Source organism: Candidatus Woesearchaeota archaeon (assembly GCA_030651135.1).
Taxonomy (GTDB): Archaea; Nanobdellota; Nanobdellia; order Woesearchaeales; family JACPBO01; genus JACPBO01.
In genome coordinates this window covers 701,678-720,014 of sequence record JAUSCS010000006.1, presented here as the reverse complement: position 1 = coordinate 720,014, position 18,337 = coordinate 701,678, and the positions used below count along the sequence as shown (strand labels likewise).

At 38.5% G+C, this 18,337-nt stretch carries 20 protein-coding genes; 6 read left to right on the top strand and 14 right to left on the bottom strand.

Going from position 1 to position 18,337, the window contains the following annotated elements; genetic code table 11:
- Window positions 1–102: 102 nt before the first annotated feature.
- Both ppsA and Q7J54_04415 read right to left on the bottom strand, forming a co-directional pair.
- Complete coding sequence (gene ppsA, locus Q7J54_04420) at window positions 103–2,535, bottom strand: phosphoenolpyruvate synthase (GenBank protein ID MDO8740785.1); 2,433 nt, start codon at window positions 2,533–2,535, stop codon at window positions 103–105.
- A 145-nt stretch (window positions 2,536–2,680) separates the two neighbouring features.
- A complete protein-coding gene (locus Q7J54_04415) occupies window positions 2,681–3,259 on the bottom strand; it encodes a hypothetical protein (protein ID MDO8740784.1) in 579 nt (192 codons plus the stop codon).
- A gap of 209 nt (window positions 3,260–3,468) precedes the next feature.
- Here Q7J54_04415 and Q7J54_04410 point away from each other — a divergent pair, with 209 nt between their 5' ends.
- Genes Q7J54_04410 through Q7J54_04400 form a run of 3 tightly spaced genes read left to right on the top strand, consistent with a single transcriptional unit; the run spans window position 3,469 to window position 4,465 of the window.
- The gene (locus tag Q7J54_04410) at window positions 3,469–3,789 is read left to right on the top strand and encodes a hydrogenase/urease maturation nickel metallochaperone HypA (protein MDO8740783.1); all 321 of its coding nucleotides are present in this window, start codon (window positions 3,469–3,471) and stop codon (window positions 3,787–3,789) included.
- Window positions 3,789–3,995: a HypC/HybG/HupF family hydrogenase formation chaperone gene (locus Q7J54_04405; protein ID MDO8740782.1), complete on the top strand. Its 207-nt coding sequence runs from the start codon at window positions 3,789–3,791 to the stop codon at window positions 3,993–3,995. Before Q7J54_04410 ends, Q7J54_04405 begins: the two co-directional genes overlap by 1 nt.
- Complete coding sequence (locus Q7J54_04400; GenBank protein ID MDO8740781.1) at window positions 3,992–4,465, top strand: hypothetical protein; 474 nt, start codon at window positions 3,992–3,994, stop codon at window positions 4,463–4,465. The genes Q7J54_04405 and Q7J54_04400 overlap by 4 nt, the downstream gene beginning before the upstream one ends.
- Here Q7J54_04400 and Q7J54_04395 read toward each other — a convergent pair.
- On the bottom strand, window positions 4,435–5,337 hold the full coding sequence (locus Q7J54_04395; GenBank protein ID MDO8740780.1) for a DMT family transporter: 903 nt from the start codon (window positions 5,335–5,337) through the stop codon (window positions 4,435–4,437). The two genes, Q7J54_04400 and Q7J54_04395, sit on opposite strands and share 31 nt — an antisense overlap.
- A gap of 52 nt (window positions 5,338–5,389) precedes the next feature.
- Between Q7J54_04395 and Q7J54_04390 the strand changes: the two genes are divergently transcribed.
- Window positions 5,390–5,764 carry a hypothetical protein gene (locus tag Q7J54_04390; GenBank protein MDO8740779.1) on the top strand — a complete coding sequence of 125 codons (375 nt, stop codon included), beginning with the start codon at window positions 5,390–5,392 and terminating at the stop codon, window positions 5,762–5,764.
- On the opposite strand, the gene Q7J54_04385 is transcribed toward Q7J54_04390, so the two are convergent.
- From Q7J54_04385 to Q7J54_04360, 6 genes are read right to left on the bottom strand one after another with little or no spacing between them, the layout of a single operon-like run.
- Complete coding sequence (locus Q7J54_04385; GenBank protein MDO8740778.1) at window positions 5,765–7,039, bottom strand: Ni/Fe hydrogenase subunit alpha; 1,275 nt, start codon at window positions 7,037–7,039, stop codon at window positions 5,765–5,767.
- Between the two features lies 1 nt (window position 7,040).
- Window positions 7,041–7,817 (bottom strand): oxidoreductase, encoded by a 777-nt coding sequence (locus Q7J54_04380; protein ID MDO8740777.1) that lies wholly within the window; start codon window positions 7,815–7,817, stop codon window positions 7,041–7,043.
- A 1-nt stretch (window position 7,818) separates the two neighbouring features.
- Window positions 7,819–8,811, bottom strand: a complete 993-nt coding sequence (locus Q7J54_04375; protein ID MDO8740776.1) for a hydroxyacid dehydrogenase — start codon at window positions 8,809–8,811, stop codon at window positions 7,819–7,821.
- Window position 8,812: 1 nt separating this feature from the next.
- Window positions 8,813–9,598, bottom strand: coding sequence for an anaerobic sulfite reductase subunit AsrB (gene asrB / locus Q7J54_04370; GenBank protein MDO8740775.1), 786 nt, complete (start codon window positions 9,596–9,598; stop codon window positions 8,813–8,815).
- A 14-nt stretch (window positions 9,599–9,612) separates the two neighbouring features.
- Window positions 9,613–10,512, bottom strand: a complete 900-nt coding sequence (locus tag Q7J54_04365; protein ID MDO8740774.1) for a fibronectin type III domain-containing protein — start codon at window positions 10,510–10,512, stop codon at window positions 9,613–9,615.
- 6 nt (window positions 10,513–10,518) lie between these two features.
- Window positions 10,519–11,457, bottom strand: coding sequence for a 4Fe-4S dicluster domain-containing protein (locus Q7J54_04360; GenBank protein ID MDO8740773.1), 939 nt, complete (start codon window positions 11,455–11,457; stop codon window positions 10,519–10,521).
- 223 nt (window positions 11,458–11,680) lie between these two features.
- Here Q7J54_04360 and Q7J54_04355 point away from each other — a divergent pair, with 223 nt between their 5' ends.
- Window positions 11,681–12,469, top strand: coding sequence for a hypothetical protein (locus Q7J54_04355; protein ID MDO8740772.1), 789 nt, complete (start codon window positions 11,681–11,683; stop codon window positions 12,467–12,469).
- A 26-nt stretch (window positions 12,470–12,495) separates the two neighbouring features.
- On the opposite strand, the gene cimA is transcribed toward Q7J54_04355, so the two are convergent.
- The 5 genes from cimA to Q7J54_04330 form a co-directional block, all read right to left on the bottom strand.
- Window positions 12,496–14,037 (bottom strand): citramalate synthase, encoded by a 1,542-nt coding sequence (cimA, locus tag Q7J54_04350; GenBank protein ID MDO8740771.1) that lies wholly within the window; start codon window positions 14,035–14,037, stop codon window positions 12,496–12,498.
- Between the two features lie 147 nt (window positions 14,038–14,184).
- Window positions 14,185–14,625: a Mov34/MPN/PAD-1 family protein gene (locus tag Q7J54_04345; protein ID MDO8740770.1), complete on the bottom strand. Its 441-nt coding sequence runs from the start codon at window positions 14,623–14,625 to the stop codon at window positions 14,185–14,187.
- A gap of 9 nt (window positions 14,626–14,634) precedes the next feature.
- Window positions 14,635–15,837 carry a cysteine desulfurase gene (locus tag Q7J54_04340; GenBank protein ID MDO8740769.1) on the bottom strand — a complete coding sequence of 401 codons (1,203 nt, stop codon included), beginning with the start codon at window positions 15,835–15,837 and terminating at the stop codon, window positions 14,635–14,637.
- A gap of 1 nt (window position 15,838) precedes the next feature.
- Entirely contained in the window at window positions 15,839–16,756 is a 918-nt protein-coding gene (locus Q7J54_04335) for a thioredoxin domain-containing protein (GenBank protein MDO8740768.1), read from the bottom strand.
- Window positions 16,757–16,799: 43 nt separating this feature from the next.
- Window positions 16,800–17,750 carry a hypothetical protein gene (locus Q7J54_04330; GenBank protein ID MDO8740767.1) on the bottom strand — a complete coding sequence of 317 codons (951 nt, stop codon included), beginning with the start codon at window positions 17,748–17,750 and terminating at the stop codon, window positions 16,800–16,802.
- A gap of 68 nt (window positions 17,751–17,818) precedes the next feature.
- On the opposite strand from Q7J54_04330, the gene Q7J54_04325 reads away from it, so the two are divergent.
- A complete protein-coding gene (locus Q7J54_04325; GenBank protein ID MDO8740766.1) occupies window positions 17,819–18,334 on the top strand; it encodes a hypothetical protein in 516 nt (171 codons plus the stop codon).
- Window positions 18,335–18,337: the final 3 nt, after the last annotated feature.

Below are 18,337 nucleotides of genomic sequence, written 5' to 3'. Positions count from 1 at the left end.
ATCACCCCTCGATTACCACATAAATATGATTCTATTTTTAAGGTTTTGTCTTTTACGGAGTTCCATTCTCAGTCAATGTTCCTTTCAGAAACAAACAACCCATCATTTATGCTTAATTCCTAACTGCCTCTCTTTTTCAGCGATCTTCAATATCATCTTCAAAACGCTGTCCGGGTTCAAAGAAATGGAATCAATGCCGCACTCTACTAAGAATTGGGCAAACTCGGGATAATCAGACGGCGCCTGGCCGCAGATCCCTATTTTCCTGCCTTTCTCCTTTGCGATCTCGATCACAATGCTTATCAGCCTCTTAACTGCTTCATTCCTTTCGTCATAGATCGAGGATACAAGCTCAGAATCTCTGTCAAGGCCGAGTGTCAGCTGCGTCAGATCGTTCGAGCCAATGCTGAATCCATCAAAAATCTCAGAGAATTTTTCAGCGAGTATTACATTTGAGGGAATTTCACACATCACATAAATCTGCAAATGATTTTCTCCCTTTTTCAGCCCATTTTTCTCCATCTCTTTCAGAACTTTTTTTCCTTCTTCTACTGTCCTGCAGAATGGAATCATGACTTTTAAATTTGTCAGCCCCATCTCATCCCTTACTCTTTTAATTGCTTTGCATTCCAATGCAAACCCTTCCCTGTAATTTTCAGAATAATACCTTGATGCGCCTCTCCAACCGATCATCGGATTTTCCTCGTGCGGCTCGAACTGCTTTCCGCCGATAAGATTTGCATATTCATTCGTCTTGAAATCAGAAAACCTCAGTATGACGTCTTTCGGATAGAATGCTGCTGCTAGCATTGCTGCTCCGTGCGCTAACTTGTCAACAAAATAATCTGCCTTGTTTTTATAGCCATATGTAAGCTCCTCTATCATCTGCTTTGCATCTTCATCTTTCAATTTTTTAAAATTAAGCAATGCAAGAGGATGGATCTTAATGTAGGAATTGATTATAAATTCCTCTCTTGCCAGTCCAACGCCGTCATTCGGGATGGAAGAAAGCTCAAATGCCTGGTCAGGCTCTGCAATATTCATCATTATTTTTGTTCTTGTTTTTGGCACTGTTTTAAGGTCAACAACTTTCTTTTTGAAATCCAGCAGTCCCTCGTATATAAAGCCGATGTCCCCCTCTGCGCAGCTTGCTGTTATGTTCTGGCCTGTTTTGATTTTTTCAGTTCCGTTGTTTGTTCCGACAATGCACGGAATTCCCAGTTCGCGGGAGATGATTGCTGCATGGCATGTTCTTCCGCCCCTGTTCGTAACAATCGCAGACGCTATTTTCATTATAGGTTCCCAGTCGGGATCTGTCATATCCGTAACTAAAACATCGCCCTGCCTGAATTTTGAAATTTCATGGGCATTTTTTATTATATTTGCTTTTCCGCTGCCAATTTTTTCTCCGACAGAATGGCCTGTCACAATTATTCTGCCTCTTTTTTTTAATTCATAAATTTCATAGATATTTTTGTTCTTCTGGCTCTGCACTGTTTCCGGCCTTGCCTGCACAATGAAAAGCTTGTTTGTTTCTCCGTCCTTTGCCCATTCTATATCCATCGGCTTGTGGTAGCCTGCTTTCTTGCTGTAATGATCCTCAATTATGCAGCCCCATTTTGCCAGCGTCAATATTTCTTTGTCAGTCAAAACAAAACTTCTTCTTTCTTCTTCTGTTGTCGGAACATTCTTTGTTGTTTTATTTCCGCCTTCATAATAAATCATCTTTATCTTTTTCTCGCCAACAGCTTTGCTGATTATTGCATTATGGCCCTGCTTTAATGTCGGCTTGAAGATGTAATATTCGTCTGGGTTGACTGCTCCCTGCACAACATTCTCGCCTAATCCGTAAGATGCGTTTATTAAAACAACATCCCTGAATCCTGTTTCAGTGTCTATTGTAAACATTACTCCTGAACAAGCCTTGTCGCTTCTGACCATTTTCTGGACGCCGATTGAAAGATAGATTTTGAAATGGTCGAATTTCTTGTCCACTCTGTAGCTTATCGCCCTGTCTGTGAATAAAGAGGCAAAGCATTTCCTGCATGCATCCAGTAACTGAGAATGGCCTTTTATATTGAGATATGTTTCCTGCTGGCCTGCAAAGCTTGCATTAGGCAAGTCTTCTGCTGTGGCTGAGCTTCTCACTGCAACATCGCAGTTTTTGCCGTATTGCCTGCATAACTTATCATAAGCCTTTGTTATTGCGCGCTTCAATTCATAAGGAAATTCTGCTGCCTTGATCAGTTCTCTTATTTTTCTTCCTCTTTCTGCAAGATCTTTTATATTCGTTACTTTCAGCCCCCTAAGGGCTCTTTTTATGTCATCGTCTATTTTTTCAGTTTTCAGGAAGTATTTGTAAGCATAGGCTGTTACTGCAAATCCATTCGGTATATTGATCCCTTTCTTTGTAAGCTGCCTGTACATCTCTCCCAAAGAAGCGTTTTTGCCGCCAACAATCGGAACATCCTCTATGCCGATCTCATTAAACCACAGAATAAAGGATTTTTCCCTATCTGATCTCAACGCGCTCAAAATACCACCTCTTTTAATGAGTATTGTAAAAGGCGTTATTTATATAGTTTTTGGAATTTGGCGATTAGTTGCAATTGAAGGACTCGCTAAACAATATCCAAATTTCAAAGAAAGTTGAAGAAATAATAAAAAGGCAGGCATCTATTTATCTTTTGTAAGGAGCACCCTCAACTAATTTTTCAGCAACAATATTTCCATTTTTATCCACAAGAACAGGGTCTCTAATAGTTTTTCCAAAATCATCAATTGGTGGAAGCAACATGATAACACCGCGCTCCATCTCGTCTTCTATTCCCCAGTACGTTCCACTTGCTCCATGAAACTTTTCCAATTCTCTCGCTTTTCTCGCTTCTTCTACGGTTATTTCTTTGTTCAAAATAGCACCAACAGTGTATGGGGATTCTTTTGCATTTGAATTAAGACCCGACCCTGAACTGCCATATAAAAGATGTTCTTGATGTGTTTCTATGTTATTTCTATATCCTCTTTCATGTAAAAGAGCAGTCAAACCTCCTGCCAAGTGTTTAATAATTTGTAATCCAGATTCTCTATCTCTCAAAGAGGGAATTAAGCTATAAGGATCTATTGTTGCGTCCATAATGCTTAAGTCAGAAGTAGGAGTAGTATCAGACATATATTTTTCACATAGTTTTGCAACTGTTTCCGGATCAGTAGTCGCCTCTTTCAATTTTTCAAATAACCCCGCGATTTCTTTCAGATTCATGCTCTAAAATAATAAGCACATCTTTATAAATCTTTCGATTATTAACCACTATTAAGATATAACACTATAACGGATCCCGCCTTTATCGCAGCAGAAAAAACATTAATCCCATATAGCACTCTTTCTCCATTTGGCTGACACCAATTATACTGCTGTTTTTGCTGTAAAAACAAAAAACTTTAAAAAAAGAGAAGATATTACAGCCTTAAATGCATGAAACTATCATTGCTAACCAGCTGATCGAAGAAGCGAAGAAGCAGGGCAATGTGAGGAAGATCGTTGTTGAAGTGGGAGAGCTAGCTGACATGCCTGCTGAAGAGCTAGGTGAAACATTAAAGGCAATGGTGCCCTGGGAAGTTGTTATTGTGAAAGCAAAAGCCAAAGTAACCTGCCCGTGCGGCTATGAGGGCGATCCGAAGATCATCTCCCAGGAGCATGATGCTGTTATCTATGAGTGCCCTGAATGCACCCAGGTGCCTGATGTTGCCTATGGCGACGAGATTATTCTGAAAGAGGTTGTTGTGCAATAATGTGCCTTGCAATACCTGGGAAAATAATTGAAATCAAAGAAGACAAAGTTATTGTTGATTACGGATCTGAAAAAAGGGAAGCAAGGCTGCTGGATAAAAGCTTTAAAGTCGGAGACTATGTTATAGTGGGCGGCAAAATAGTTCTTGACAGGATTTCCGAGCAGGAAGCGTTAGAGGCAATAAAAGCCTGGGAATCGCTGAAATGAGAATTGAAAAATATTTTCTGCGCTATGCCTTTCCGTGCGCTTTTGTAATCAGAGCCAGAAACGAAATTGATGATGCTGTTTATTCTGAGCTTGAAGATGCTGCTGTCAAAAGCAAATTAATTGAAAAGGAAAGATTAGAGAAGATCTTTCACAAAGCTTTTGCTGAAATCAGCAGAATAGCAAAGGAAAAAGGAAAAAACAAGTGGGATCCTTCTGTGATAAGGCATTACTTCCTTAATGAGCATAATAAGATAATTGACAGGAGAGAGGGATCTTACAGGAATTTCCCTCCAACATTGTGCGAGCTTTCTAAGGTATTGGTTGGGGAGATCATTGAAAAGAACAATGATGTGCTTTCTGTGAAAATAAAAGACAAAACAAGAAGAGTACTGAATCATTTTGTGCCAGAAGCGAAAACAGGGGATAAGGTTACAGTGCATTACGGGTATGCAGTTGAGGTTGTGGATTGAATTCTTTTCGATACTAAAATCATTGCTGAAATCCCTGCTAACAAAAACAATCCTCCAACAACATCATTTATCGTTAAAGCTGCATTCAAAAACAGATAATTTAACAAAGTTGTTATTGGAGATCCCAGCAGCAAAACTGAAGTTGCCAATGTAACATCTACATATTTTAATCCATTGTACCATGTCAATACGTATCCTAAAAGGATCAATGATGTTACTATTATCCAGGTCATCTGCTCAACACCCATTGTTTTTATTAAAAATATTTCTTTTGTTGCAGCCAAATAAGCCAAAATAAACAAAGATCCGAAAAACATCCTGCCAAATGCAACAATATTACCGCTCAGCTCTTTCAATATGTGCTTTGACAATGTGTTTTCTGCTGCCCAGAACAAGGCTGCAATTAAGATCAAGAAATCGCCGTAATTGAATGAAAATGCGTTTATTTTCAAAAGTATAAGGTTTCCTATCAATAATAGCAAAGCAGGGATTATAATTTTTTTGCTTAACTTTTCCTTTAAGAAAATAACTGCAAAAATTCCGACATAAACGAACATTGTTTTGTGCATTAAGGATCCCATCGCAGAAGACGTTAGTTGAAGCCCTCTGAAAAACAATAAAAACGGAATAGAGCCTCCGATAAGGCCGATTGATGCCAATAACAGCCATTGCTTTTTTGTAAGTTTTTTAATTTCACTGAAATTGCCTAATGAAAGGATAACTGTGAACAGAAATACTGCAACAACTGTGTTTTTTGAAAAAGTGAAAATATCAGAGTTTATACCTGATACGCTAAATTTGTTTATGAAAATGGAGAAGCCGCTGATTATTGCTGTCAAGAAAACAAGGAGCAGGCCTCTTTTTTCAATCATATCATTTTGATAATGCAATGGATTTATATATTTTATTGTTTTCATATGCTGCATGACAGCGGTTTTATGCTTTGGGAATGAATTTTTAGAAAATGACAGTTTGGCAAAGAAAATCGCGGATGAAATAAAGTTAGAAGGTTTTGAATTTATAAAAACAGACAATGTTGATGATATTTTGAACTATGCAAATTCTGATGAATTGTATATTCTGGATGTTGTTGAGAATATCAGGAAAACAGTCTTAATAAAGAACATTGACGATCTAAAAAGCAGCAAAATATGCACGCTGCATGATTTTGATCTCGGATTTTATTTAAAATTAATGAAAGAGATCGGGAAGATAAAAGAGATAAGGATCATCGGAATACCGCAGGAAGGGAATACTGAAGAGATTAAGAAGGAGGTAATTGATATTTTAAGAAAATAATTATTTCTCCCAATTCACCTTCAGGAAATGTGTTGAGCATGATATGCACGGATCATACGCCCTTATCAGCTTCTCAAGCTGCAGCACGATCTCGCTTTCTTTCAGATTCAGTATTCCGGGCAGGAATGCCTTTATATCATCTTCCATGTTCCTCAGGTTCTGCGATGTCGGAGTTGTAATGTTGGCTTTTGCCACAAAGCCGTTTCCATCGAAAGTATAATCGTGGAACAGCATCCCCCTTGGAGCTTCTGTAATCCCAACTCCTCTGCCAGCTTTGACCTTTATTTCAGCGCAGCCTTCATCTTCCAGCTCAAGATTCTGCAAAATTTCAACTGCCCTTTCAACGCAGAAAACAAGCTCAATTGCCTGCGCCACATTATTGCTGAAAGGTGAAAAGCTTGGAGCCCTGAATGGAACCAGATCCTGAATGTCTTTAGGCAACTTTTCAAAATTATTGTTGAGCCTTGCCAAAGCGCCAACCATATAGCTGTTGCCCTCTGCAACAACGAATTCTGATTTTGAGCCTTCCTCGAAATATTCCTTAAAATGATTCTGGTAATCCTTGGTTGGAATGCACATATTGCCTGTGCAGGATATTGCTCCGTCAACAAGAGAATAAGTGTCAGATTTGAGTGCAAAATATTTTGTCTCCCGCTCAAATGAAGGATATTTCAGATTAGAAAATAATTTGACAGATTCGACTGCATCCTGCTTTATGCTTTCAAGCATTCTAAGCAAAGCATTCACTTCGTTTTTTGGAGGCAGTTTTGAAAATCCCCCGATTATCGGCGTTATAGGATGCACTTCCCTGCCGCCTATTATCGAAACAATCTCATTCCCTATTTTTTTAATCTTCAATGCCCTTTCAACCTCTTTCGGATGCTTAGAAGCCATCTCAATTGCAGAGTCAAAGCCAAGGTAATCCGGCAGTGAAAGGAAATATAAATGCAGGGTGTGATTCTGCAGATAAGAGCCCAAAACAAGCAGCTCTCTCAGCAATTTTGTCTGCTCGCTGACTTTAACATTAAATGCATCCTCAACAGCTTTTAACGACGTTACAAGATGCGAAGGCGAGCATGTGCCGCAGATCCTTGAAGTAAGCACAGGGGCATCCCCGTATTTTCTGTTCTTTATGATGTCTTCAAAAAACCTTGCTCCTTCAAATGTTTCTATTTTTGCCTTTTCAACCCTGCCGTTTTCTATCCTGATATTCAGCTTTGCATGGCCTTCGATCTTTGCAATGTGGTTGAGCTTGATTGTGTGGTTAGTTTCCATTTTATTGTTTTACAACCTCTTCATTGAACTTCTTGAAAACTTTTGACGTTCCTGCGAATGTCCTGAAATACCTTTTAATATCGTCTGTTGTCAGGCCGCATTTTTTAAACAGCTCTATTTCAGCATCAAGATTTGCATCTTCCATAGGTCCGAAGCAGCCATAGCAGGGGATTGAATGCGAAGGGCATAAAGCATTGCAGCCAGCATATGTTATCGGCCCCATGCAGGGCTCGCCTTTCTGCAGCAGACAGATATTCTCTTTCTGCCTGCATTCAAAGCAAACATTATGAGTTATCTGCTTTGGCTTTTTTCCAACAACAAGGTCTTTCATTACATTTATGAAGTCTCTCTTGTCAATTGGGCAGCCGCGCATGAAATAATCAACTTTTATGAAAGCATCTATGCCTCTGGCAGCAATTTGCTTTAAGAATAATGGATTCGGAGGCAGAGCTTCAATCTGGTCATGCAAGTCAAGAAAATTTCTTATTGTTGGAACCCCGCCGTAAGTCGCGCATGTTCCAAATGCAATCACGAATTTGCTTTTTTCCCTTATTTTAATTGCCTGCTGCTGCTCCTCTTCTGTTGTAATGCAGCCTTCAATAAGCGCAACATCAAAAGGGCCTTCTTCATTCTTTTTTTTGATCAGCTCGAAATGCGCTATATTGACTAGCTTCATCAACTCAATCAGATTATGCTCTAAATTAAGGATGTTCCACATGCAGCCCTGACAGCTTGTCAATGCAAATATTCCAACTTTAAGCTTCTCGTTTTTTTCCATCTTAAACTTTATTAATTATTTTTCCCTTCATAAAGCTTTTAATATTTTCAATTGTTGTATCGAGTATTCTTTGCAGCGCTTCAATGCTGTTGAATGCATTGTGCGGCGTTATAATCACATTCTCCCTTTTCAGCAAAGTATGATTCTGTATCACTGTCTTTAATGTTTCAATCGGGTAATTCTTTGAAAGAAGCTCGCTTTCTTCTTTTACCAGCTGTTCTTCTTCAAGCACATCCAGGCCTGCCCCTGATAAAATCCCCCTGTCCAATGCCTCGACTAATGCTTCTGTTTCAACTAAGCTGCCCCTTGCTGTGTTTATCAGAATAGAGCCTTTTTTTATCAGCTTTATATTATTTTTATTTATCAGATGATGCGTTGCTTTGTTGTAAGGGGCATGCAAGCTGATTATGTCGGAATTTTTTAAAAGCTCATTTAATGAAGCATATTTGAAGCCAAACTTTTTCGCTAGCTTTGCGTCTCTTTTGACATCATATGCCAGAACATTCATTTCAAAACCATTTGCGATTCTTATAACATGAAGCCCGATATGGCCTGCTCCTATAATGCCGATTGTTCTGCCTTTAAGGTCAAATCCCCTCAATCCTTCAAGTGAAAAGTCGCCCCTTACTGTTTTTTCATACGCCCTGTGAATTTTTCTTGATAAGGACAGGATTAATGCAAAAGTGTGCTCTGCAACTGTATTCTCGCCGTAATAAGGTACATTGGCTACTGCAATCTTTCTTTTTCTGCATTCTTCGATATCAATGTGGTCATAGCCAGTTGACCTTGTTGCTATTAGTTTTAGTTTTTTAAGGTTATTTAGCGTATTGCTGTTTATCTTCGAATAAATAAAAACAGACAATATATCAAAATCTTTAACTTGATTTATATTTTTCTCATTTAATTCGTCATTGAAAAATAAAATATTGCCTTTAAGCTTTTTTTTAATATATTCTTTTTCCCAGTCTTCCATTTCGAAAAATGCAATCTTCATTTCAATCCTCCAGATTCTTTACAAAATCATATCTGAAAACAGGCCCGTCTCTGCATGTGTAATAGCCTTCGATCATGCAGTGCCCGCATTTGCCGATGCCGCAGTGCATTAATCTTTCAAATGAGACAAATATTTGGCTGTCTTTAAAGCCTTGTTTTTCCAGCAACTCAATTACAAACTTTATCATAACCGGCGGGCCGCATGTTACTGCAATCGAGCCTTTTTTCGGCGGCATCTTTTCAAGCAATGCTGTTACAAGGCCAACATTGCCTTTCCAATTGCTTTCTGCCTTGTCAACTGTAAGATAAACATTCATGTGCTTTTTCCATTTTTCAAGATCATATTTAAACAAAATGTCATCAGGGCTTCTGAAGCCGAGGAATACATCAACATTTTTGTATTGCTTCCTGTTTTTTATTATGAACTCAATTACGCCTCTTAATGGCGCTGCTCCTGTTCCTCCGCCAATAACTGTAAGATTCTTATTTTTCAGCAGATTCATCGGATAGCCATGGCCATAAGGCCCTCTGATGTAAATTGTGCCGCCTTTTTTCAGCTTGTGGATCGCATTAGTCACATTGCCGACATTCCTTACAGCAAGCTCAATGTGATCTTTTGAATAGTAGCTGAGTGATATGGGGCATTCGCCTATCTTCGGAATGTAAACCTCGACAAACTGGCCAGGAAGATGATCTGATCTGAAGTTTATTTTATATGTGCTTATGTCTATTGTTTCCTTTTTGATGTCCAGGATCTTCTGTTTTTGCGGGAAATAGGGGTTGATCATTTTTTTAGTTTTTTTTATGATAATGTAGTGGCTTGAGCACCATTCGAAATCAATGCTATGTTTCCTTTATCATCAATAGCGTTTAGTGCAAAATAATATTTCATTCCCGGTGATAACCCTGTAATTGTGCGAATCTCAATTGCTCCGGCTGGTTGTGGATTTTGTTTTTCTTGCCATTTTGTTGCTGAATTCCAGTTTGATTCTGTAATGGATGAAGTAGAATACCTTATATCGTAACTACTCGCTGTTCCTGATGTGCCGTCATCTCCGGGAGAGGTCCATTCTAAGATGATGGAATTTTCACTAGTACTGGTAACTCGGAGGTCAGTCACCATATTGGGCGGAATATTATCCATACTGACAGGACTAATTGTCAATGGGTTGCTACCACTAGTAATTGAAACTTTCAGAGAAACAGGATTTTGTGATTCTACATTGAACTCAGCCGTTTCCCTATCTATTGTTGTTGAATCAGTGTAACTTATTGATATACTGGCCAAACCGCTTTCTGTCTTACTTATTTGTATAGTATAAAAATTGTTTTCAGAGTCAGGATTCTCTATCACCATCATTTGTCCTTCACCTGCGTCGCCAAGTACATCTGAATTGGGAATATCTATGAATAAAACATCATTCACATATCCTGTCATTCTGCCTTGAGAATCTGTCACAAGCATATTTGTCCCATATGTGGAGTCAAATAAAAGGATAGCTTCAATGCTTGGCTTTGATATTGTTAAATTTTCCACTGATTGCTGAGCATCTAGCGCTTTTTCTTTTTTAGTGAATATTAAAAATGCAAAAATACTAGCTGCGATAACAATAATCAATAAAATAAGCACGATCCATAATTTTGGAAACTTTTTGGGTTCCTTGTAATTTATCGATTGCTGGTTAACAAAATTTTCTTCCATTTCATATCACCTCAATTTATTTCCAATCTCCACTATATCAATTCCAGTCGGGCATGCTGTTATGCATCTTCCGCAGCCGACGCACATCTGATCTCCAAATCTGTCTTTGAAATATTTTAATTTGTGCAGTATCCTGTGCCTCACTCTTGCTGATCTTGCGCTTCTGAAGGCATGGCCGCCTGCAACTTCTGTAAAGTCGAGCTGCTGGCAGCTGCTCCATGCTCTCTGCCTTATGCCGTTCTGGCAGTTCAGGTCAAGCTCATCGCGAAGCTCAAAGCAGGTGCATGTAGGGCAGACAATTGTGCATGCAGAGCAGCTCAGGCATTTCTTTCCATTCTCTTCCCATATTTCTTTATTGTTGGTTTTTATTTTGCCTAATTTCAAAGTTTTTGGAGAATTGATTTTTGCTTTTTTTATTTTCTTGCTGGTTTTTTTAAAGAATTTTTTATTAAGCAATTTTTTTCCTTTTTCAGTTTTAACATCAATAAGGTATGAATTTTCATTATCAAAAATCTTTAAATCATAGTAATCCTTTAGATTCATTGATTCGCAGAAGCTGTTTTCGCATATTTTGCCGCACGGAATCTCGACTATTGCTGAATTATCGCGGTGGGCTTTATAATTTAAGTCAACTGGATCCTGCAAAAACAATTTGTCAAACCTTAGAACAGCATTTGCATCGCATTTGTTCAGGAAAAGAACTGTTGTTTTAATTTCGTCGCTGTCTGGCTTTATTTTATTATCCTCGAACAGGAAAAGCTCCTCTCTTTTCGGCAGGAAGAATTTTTTAGCAGGATACAGCGGCTGGTCAAAGACAACAAGGTCATTAGCCTGGACAGTTTTGGCCCTTACGATCTCCTGCTGCACAGGCGCAATGAGATCAAATTTATCTGTAAGAAACTCCAAATAATCCTTAAAATCCCTTTTTTTTATCTCGTAAAGCATGCTAAGAGTTTATTTAATGTTTTAGTTTTTAAAGGTTATTGTTTATTTTAATACATACAGATCAATTCGCAGGAAGGCAGTTCTATTTCGTTGATTCATCTGTTCTTATTGTTAAATGCCCAAATTTTTTAAATTAGTATTAATCAATTAGTAGTAACAAAACCGAAAGATTTAAATACTAGCTGCATTATCGTATTCATATATAAATTAAAGGTGAAATCGAATGCTTAGAAGAAAAAGAACAGTAATCAATGGTGTCGAGTTACCTGAGGAATTTTCAGGAGCCAGTATAATTAATAATATTGCTATATCCTGCGATGGACAAAAATACGCATATGTTTCTGATGGTAGAGACTTGATAACAGGAGAGATGCCTGAAAATGGCAGACTAGAAGTTAAAGGAACAGTAATAAATTACAAGAAAGGTGCCGGTAGAAGCGGCATTCATATCCAGGGCAGCAATATCTGCACAGGCGTAGTAAGTGGAAGTTCTGTTGTTATATCTGGTGGCGGATCTAGTGTTTCAATAGGTGGTAAGAATTTAGAATATGAGATTGATAAAGAGTATTGTGGTGTGAATAAGGTTTCTTTAAGAGAAAGTACAAACGATGTTGCTCTTGGCTTATCTGAAAAGGATAAAGTTTATGTTAAGGGAAATACTGGTAGCGAGCCAGGATATAAAAATAATCATTTATTCATTAATGGATTAGAGGGCGTATTAAGTTTACCAAAATCCAATCCGGGACTAGAAATTGATATTAAGACATCAACAGGAGATATTGAGGGTAAAGTGACTCACAAAGGCATCATTAGAACATCAACTGGCGATATATCTTTAGAACTATATGCTCCACTTACTGTTGAAACAAACACATCTACAGGAGAAGTAAATGTAAAGAAAATGATTTCAGAAGGTAATGGTGTATATACGCCGCCAAATGCAAAATCTATAGGTACCTTGTTAGTTGAAACATCAACTGGCGATATAAATATAACTTATATATTAAAATAGTTTCTCTTTTTCTGCCATAGATTAATTCAGCAAAATCTCAATAAATAATAACGGAATCCTTTTTCAATAGCCTCAAGCGAAGCGCTCAGTATGTTCTCATTAACGCCAATAGTTGCCCACTCATTCCCATTATTGCTGAATTCTATGTAAACCCTTACTGAAGATTCCGCGCCTTTATCCTCTGCGATCATAACTTTATAGTTTATGAGCTTTATATCATCCAGCTGCCTGAAAGAGGCCAAAAGCTTTTTGAAAGCATCATATGCTGCATCAACAGGGCCCTGCTCTTTTACAGGGGCAATGACATCGATTTTGCTGCCGTTCACATTGCCGTCCATAATGCATTCAGAGTAGAGTTCACCATCTATATTTTCAGAAATGATCTTCCAGCCATTTATTGTGAATAAAGGATCTTTTTTAAGAAAATGCTTATTTGCCAATAAATATTTCTCAGCTTCCAAATCACCGATATCATAGCCTTTCTTTTCCAGAAGCTTGACCTCGTCAAGCATTTCTTTTATTCTCGGGTCTTTTTTATCCGCATTAACGCCGAACTGCTTAACTGCCTCAACAATATTAGCCGAGCCTGAAAGGTCTGACAAAACAATATCGCGGGAATTGCCGACTGCTTCCGGATCAATATGCTCGTAAGAAGCGCCCTTGCTGAGCGCATCAACATGGACACCCCCCTTATGGGAGAATGCATTTTTTCCTACAAAGGGCTGATTAGGCTGCGGCTTAATATTCGCTAAAATATTGAATTTATCTGAAACCTCTTTCAGCTTTGAAAGATCAGCATTTATCTGTATGTTTTTCTTTAATACAATATTAGGAAGAATCTGGCACAGATCAGCATTGCCGCAGCGCTCTCCGACGCCGTTAATTGTTCCCTGGATATGGTTAACTTTGCCTGCAACAATCAATGTGTTTGCAACTGCGCAGCCTGAATCGTTATGGCAGTGAATGCCGAGCTGTGCATCTGGAAATGCAGCTCTGACTTCATTGACTATTCCAAGGATTTCATCAGGCAAACAGCCGCCATTCGTGTCGCACAGAACAATGCAGGAAGCTCCTGCATCAACTGCCTTTTTAAGGCACTCTAATGCATATTCTTTATCGTCTTTAAAGCCGTCGAAGAAATGTTCTGCATCGAAAAAAACTTCTAAATTGCTTTTTTTAAGAAATTTTATTGAATCGCTTATTGCATCAAGATTTTCATCTTTTGACGCCTTAAGCTGCCTTTCAATGTGCAGAATCCATGTCTTGCCGAATACTGCGGCAGCTGCTGCTTTTGAATCAAGAACTGCCCTGAGATTAGGATCCTCATTTGCTTTAAGCTCTTTTTTCCTTGTGCTGCAGAAAGCTGCTATTTTGGCATGATTAAATTTTAATTTTGAAGCTTCCAGGAATGCCTCCATGTCCTTCGGATTGGATCCGGGCCAGCCCAATTCGATGTAATCCGCTTTGAAATCATCAAGGATCTTTGCAAACTCCACTTTATCACGGACTGTCAGATTCACATCCTTGTTTTGGGTTCCGTCGCGAAGCGTTGTGTCGTAAATTATCATTTTGGCCTGCAGAAACTTTCTGCTGTGTTCTAAATAATGAAGGTGATTTCTGCTATAGAACTTGTTTTTTTAGCTGATAAACCGGCATGGATCATGATATTAAAGAGGCAGTTTATGTATTTAAAGTTTATGTATTTGAATTTTGGATCAATCTTTTACAAAAAACCCAATCTCATCCCCATAAATATTGTACATCCTGATCGTATCTGCATTAAACGGATATGCTATGATAATGTGCACCATTCCGTATTTGTTGAAAAAAGTCAGATCTGCCCCAGAAGGCATATTGCTATGGCCCGGATGTGAATGCGCTGTCCCTATTATTTTCGAGGTTATCGGAAGATCAAGCGTCATGGATGTTGCATTGTTCGATGCCTGGTAAGTGTTAAATAAAACATCAGTTATGACCAGCTCTTTGTTTTCAAACTTACCTTCGAGCAGAATGACAAATTCCTTTGGGTAAGCCTGCTTTGCAAGATCGATGATCTTTTCAATGACTTCTTTATCTACAATGATTTTATTGAATTCGTATTTATCAAAGCCGAAGAATTTCTTAAGTTTGTTTATCAAAAATTTTTTAAGTGTCATTTATTTTGTTTATTTTAAGAATTTAACAATCTTTTTCATTTCCTCAATAAAAACATTCGCTTCCTCTTCTGTATTGTACAGATACAAAGATGCCCTTGCGCTTCCTTTCATTTGATGCGCATTGAACCATGAATGAACGCAGTGAGCTCCGCTTCTGATCATTATATTGGCGGACTGGTCTAGGATCATTGCAATATTGTGCGGATCCATGTTTTTTATATTGAAGCTTATTATTCCGCCTCTCTGCTCTGCTTCTTTCGGGCCAATAAACTCAAAACCATTTATTTTCAGCAATTCATCTGTTATTTTCTTGTTCAGCTTCAATTCGTGCTGCTCAATGTCTTTTTTTCCAATCCTCATCAAGTAATTCGCAGCTTCTGCAAAGCCGATAATTCCGGCATAATTCTGCAGCCCGGCTTCAAGCCTTTCAGGCAGATCTTCAAATTCTGCTGTTGAATAAGTTGTATCTTTCACAGTGTCGCCGCCCACAATAAAAGGAGATAATTTTTCAAGCAAGGCTTCTTTTCCGTAAAGGCAGCCTGTTCCTGTAGGCCCAAGCATCTTATGGCCTGAAAATGCAATGAAGTCAGCATCAAGCTTTCTCACATCAACTTCCTTGTGCGGAATGGACTGGGCGCAGTCAAGCATTACAGCAACTTTATTGTAATGCGCAATTTTTATTATTTCTTTTGCATTTATTGAAGTGCCATCCAGATTAGAGCTGTGTACCATCGAGATTAGCTTTGTTTTATTGGTTATTTTGTTTTTTAAATCTTCCGGATCATTAAAATCAGCAATCTGATGAATAATGCCTTTTGTTTCCTTCAATCTTTGCCACGGAAGCAGATTAGAATTGTGTTCCTTGTCCGTGGTTATCACTTCATCGCCTTCTTCAAGATTAAATGCATTTGCAATAAGGTTAATGGCTTCTGTTGTATTTTTTGTAAAGATTATTTCTTTCTCGCTCTTTGCATTTATGAATTTTTGCATTGTTTTTCTTGCATTTCTTACCTCTTCTGTTACTTTTTTGCCCAAAGAATGCAGGCTTCTTCCGCCGCATGCCGGGAATTCATTGTAATAGCGGTTCATTGTCTCAACAACCTGCTTTGGCTTCAATGACATGCACGCATTGTCAAAGTATATGATTGGCTTTCCTTTTATACTTTTATTCAGAATTTCAAAATCCTCGCGTATTTTATTTGTATTCAGCATTTTATTTCCGCTGCAACTCTTTGTCAATTACCTTCTTGAATTCGTTAAAGCTTCGCGGCCCAACAAGTGTTTTGTTGTTTATGAAAAATGTCGGTGTTCCAACAATGCCTGCCTTAAGCCCGTCTTCAAAGTCATTTAAAACTTCTTCCCTGTATTTTCTGCTGTCGAAACATTCGTTAAACTCTGACATGTTCAGCCCGAGCTTCTCTGCAAAGCCCTTTAACATCATAGTATGGTTCTCCATTTCCTGCTCTTCAAAAAGTAGATCATGATACTCCCAGTACTTATCCTGCTCCGATGCGCAGTCAGCTGCCTCAGCATGAATATCTGCCTCCAAATGCCTCTCATTTAATGGAAAATCCCTGTAAACATACAGAATCTTATCACCATAAGCTTTTATTATTTCCTTTACAGTTGCCTCTGCCTTTTTCGTGTATTTGCACATGAAGCAGCCGAATTCTATTACTGTAACATTTGCATTTTTTGAGCCGAGATACGGGTCATCATCTATTGTTGGGAATGTTACAGGGCCAGAATAGCCATAGTCATACACAGTTGCTTTTGTGTTTCCTGCAGGGTCAAATATGCAGAATGCTTCTGACGGCTTGCCGTAGCAGTTGCCGTATTTAAAATAGTTATAGCCAGAATATGCTGAATAAATAAGGCTGACAACAAGCAATATTGTAAATGCCCAGGAAATGATTTCAAAGTTTTTATATATTAATCCTGCAAGCCTTGGGCTCTTTCTCATCAGCTTTCCGGTTATATTGCTTTTCAGCCTTTTATCTAAGCCGGATTCGCATTTCCTTAATGTTAGTCTTCTGAAAACGCAGTCAAATGCCTCTTTTGCAAGCAATCTATGAGTGGAGCTGAAAATTCCCAGCACTGCAAACACAATTAAAGCCAGCAAGCATATCATGTTGATAAGTTAATGTATTTGTTTTATATAGTTTACTGTTTGCTCAGCTGCAGCTTCCTGCAGAAGGGCTGGAAGGGCTAGCCGAAGAACCTAGATTCTGTGAGCATTCTGCCGGTGCTGTATTAAATGCAGAACATATAATCGCCTTCAGTTTGTCAGAATCCCATCTGTATTCTGCAGCGGATACATGCACGCCATTGACAATAAGTGTTTCAGAGCCCTGCACATCATACTGCTGATTTAGCTCCTTGTCAACAGGATATTGCGGATAGCGGCCGCTAAGCCAGGTTGATTGATCGTTGTATAGCGCTGTAATACTATATTGCTTATCTATTAAATTGATGCATGAGTTTAAATTATTGGCATCAATCCCAACAGACTTGATGCATTCATCAGATTTTTGCGATTTTACAAAGCAGGCTAAATAATCTGCATATTTGCTCTCCTGCTCTTTTTGTATGCAGTATTCTATGCTGTTATCATCAATCTCTATTTTGCCGTGCATTGCATAAGATACAAATCTTGTTTTTATTTCTGCAGATTCTCCTAATAATCTCAGTACAGGCACAAGTATTTCCTGCGCTTTGACGCCATATGGGCAGTGGCTCATCACAAACAATTCAACTTTCGGCTTGTCTGTTTTTGGATAAGACTGCGAACTAGTTTGTGAGCTGGCCTGCTGCTGATCAGCTGCTTCTAAAGGTATTGCAGATGGGAACAGCAAGCTGCCGTCTTTTGTCACATAGGAATCATACTGCTGATTGCCAATGCTGAAACTCACGGTGTAAAGGCCGTTTTTCTCTCCAACACTTTTCAATACAGCTGCTGCCTGCCCCTGCAGCATATTCGCGTTTATGAAATCAATTGCCTTCTTTGCTGCTTGCTCTTTTGATGGGCCAGATGCCTTGTCCGGCATTAAAGATGCTATCAAGGATATCAGCAATACAGCCGATATGGCCTGCCATATGTATAATTTCTTCATTTTTACTTTCATATCATTCACCAGCCTGTATAAAACACAGTATCAATAAGCTGAAACCATATATATTACTTGATGAAACCATGGAAAAGCTTAAAAATAAGCTCGGATTAGTTGTTTCCATGATCCAGAATAAGAAGATCGTGCTCGGAATAGGGATGATCGCTGTGTTTCTGTTTATTGTATTCTCAATAAGCTCATACTACAAAGAAAGAAATTCCCTTACATGCCCTGTATTCGGATGGAACATTTCCATTTTTGACCTCATACCTATTTTAGTGAGCCTGGGTGTTGTTGTCGGGGCTGCTACTTACTATACAATGTCATTCAAGGTTGAAGCAAAGGAAAAATCTTTGAAAAGGAACATCGATATAATATTCAAGTTTTTGGCAAGAGAAGAAAGAAAGGTTGTGGAGAAACTGCTTGAAAATAAAGGAAGAATGCTGCAAGCTGATATCACGAGGCTGGAAGGGATGAACAAGCTCAGATCACACAGGACAATTAAAAAATTAGCTGAGAAAGGCATTGTTAAAGTCGAAGGCTATGGCAAAACTAATGAAATAAGATTAGTTAAAGATATTATGGAAGGGCTGTTGTAACTA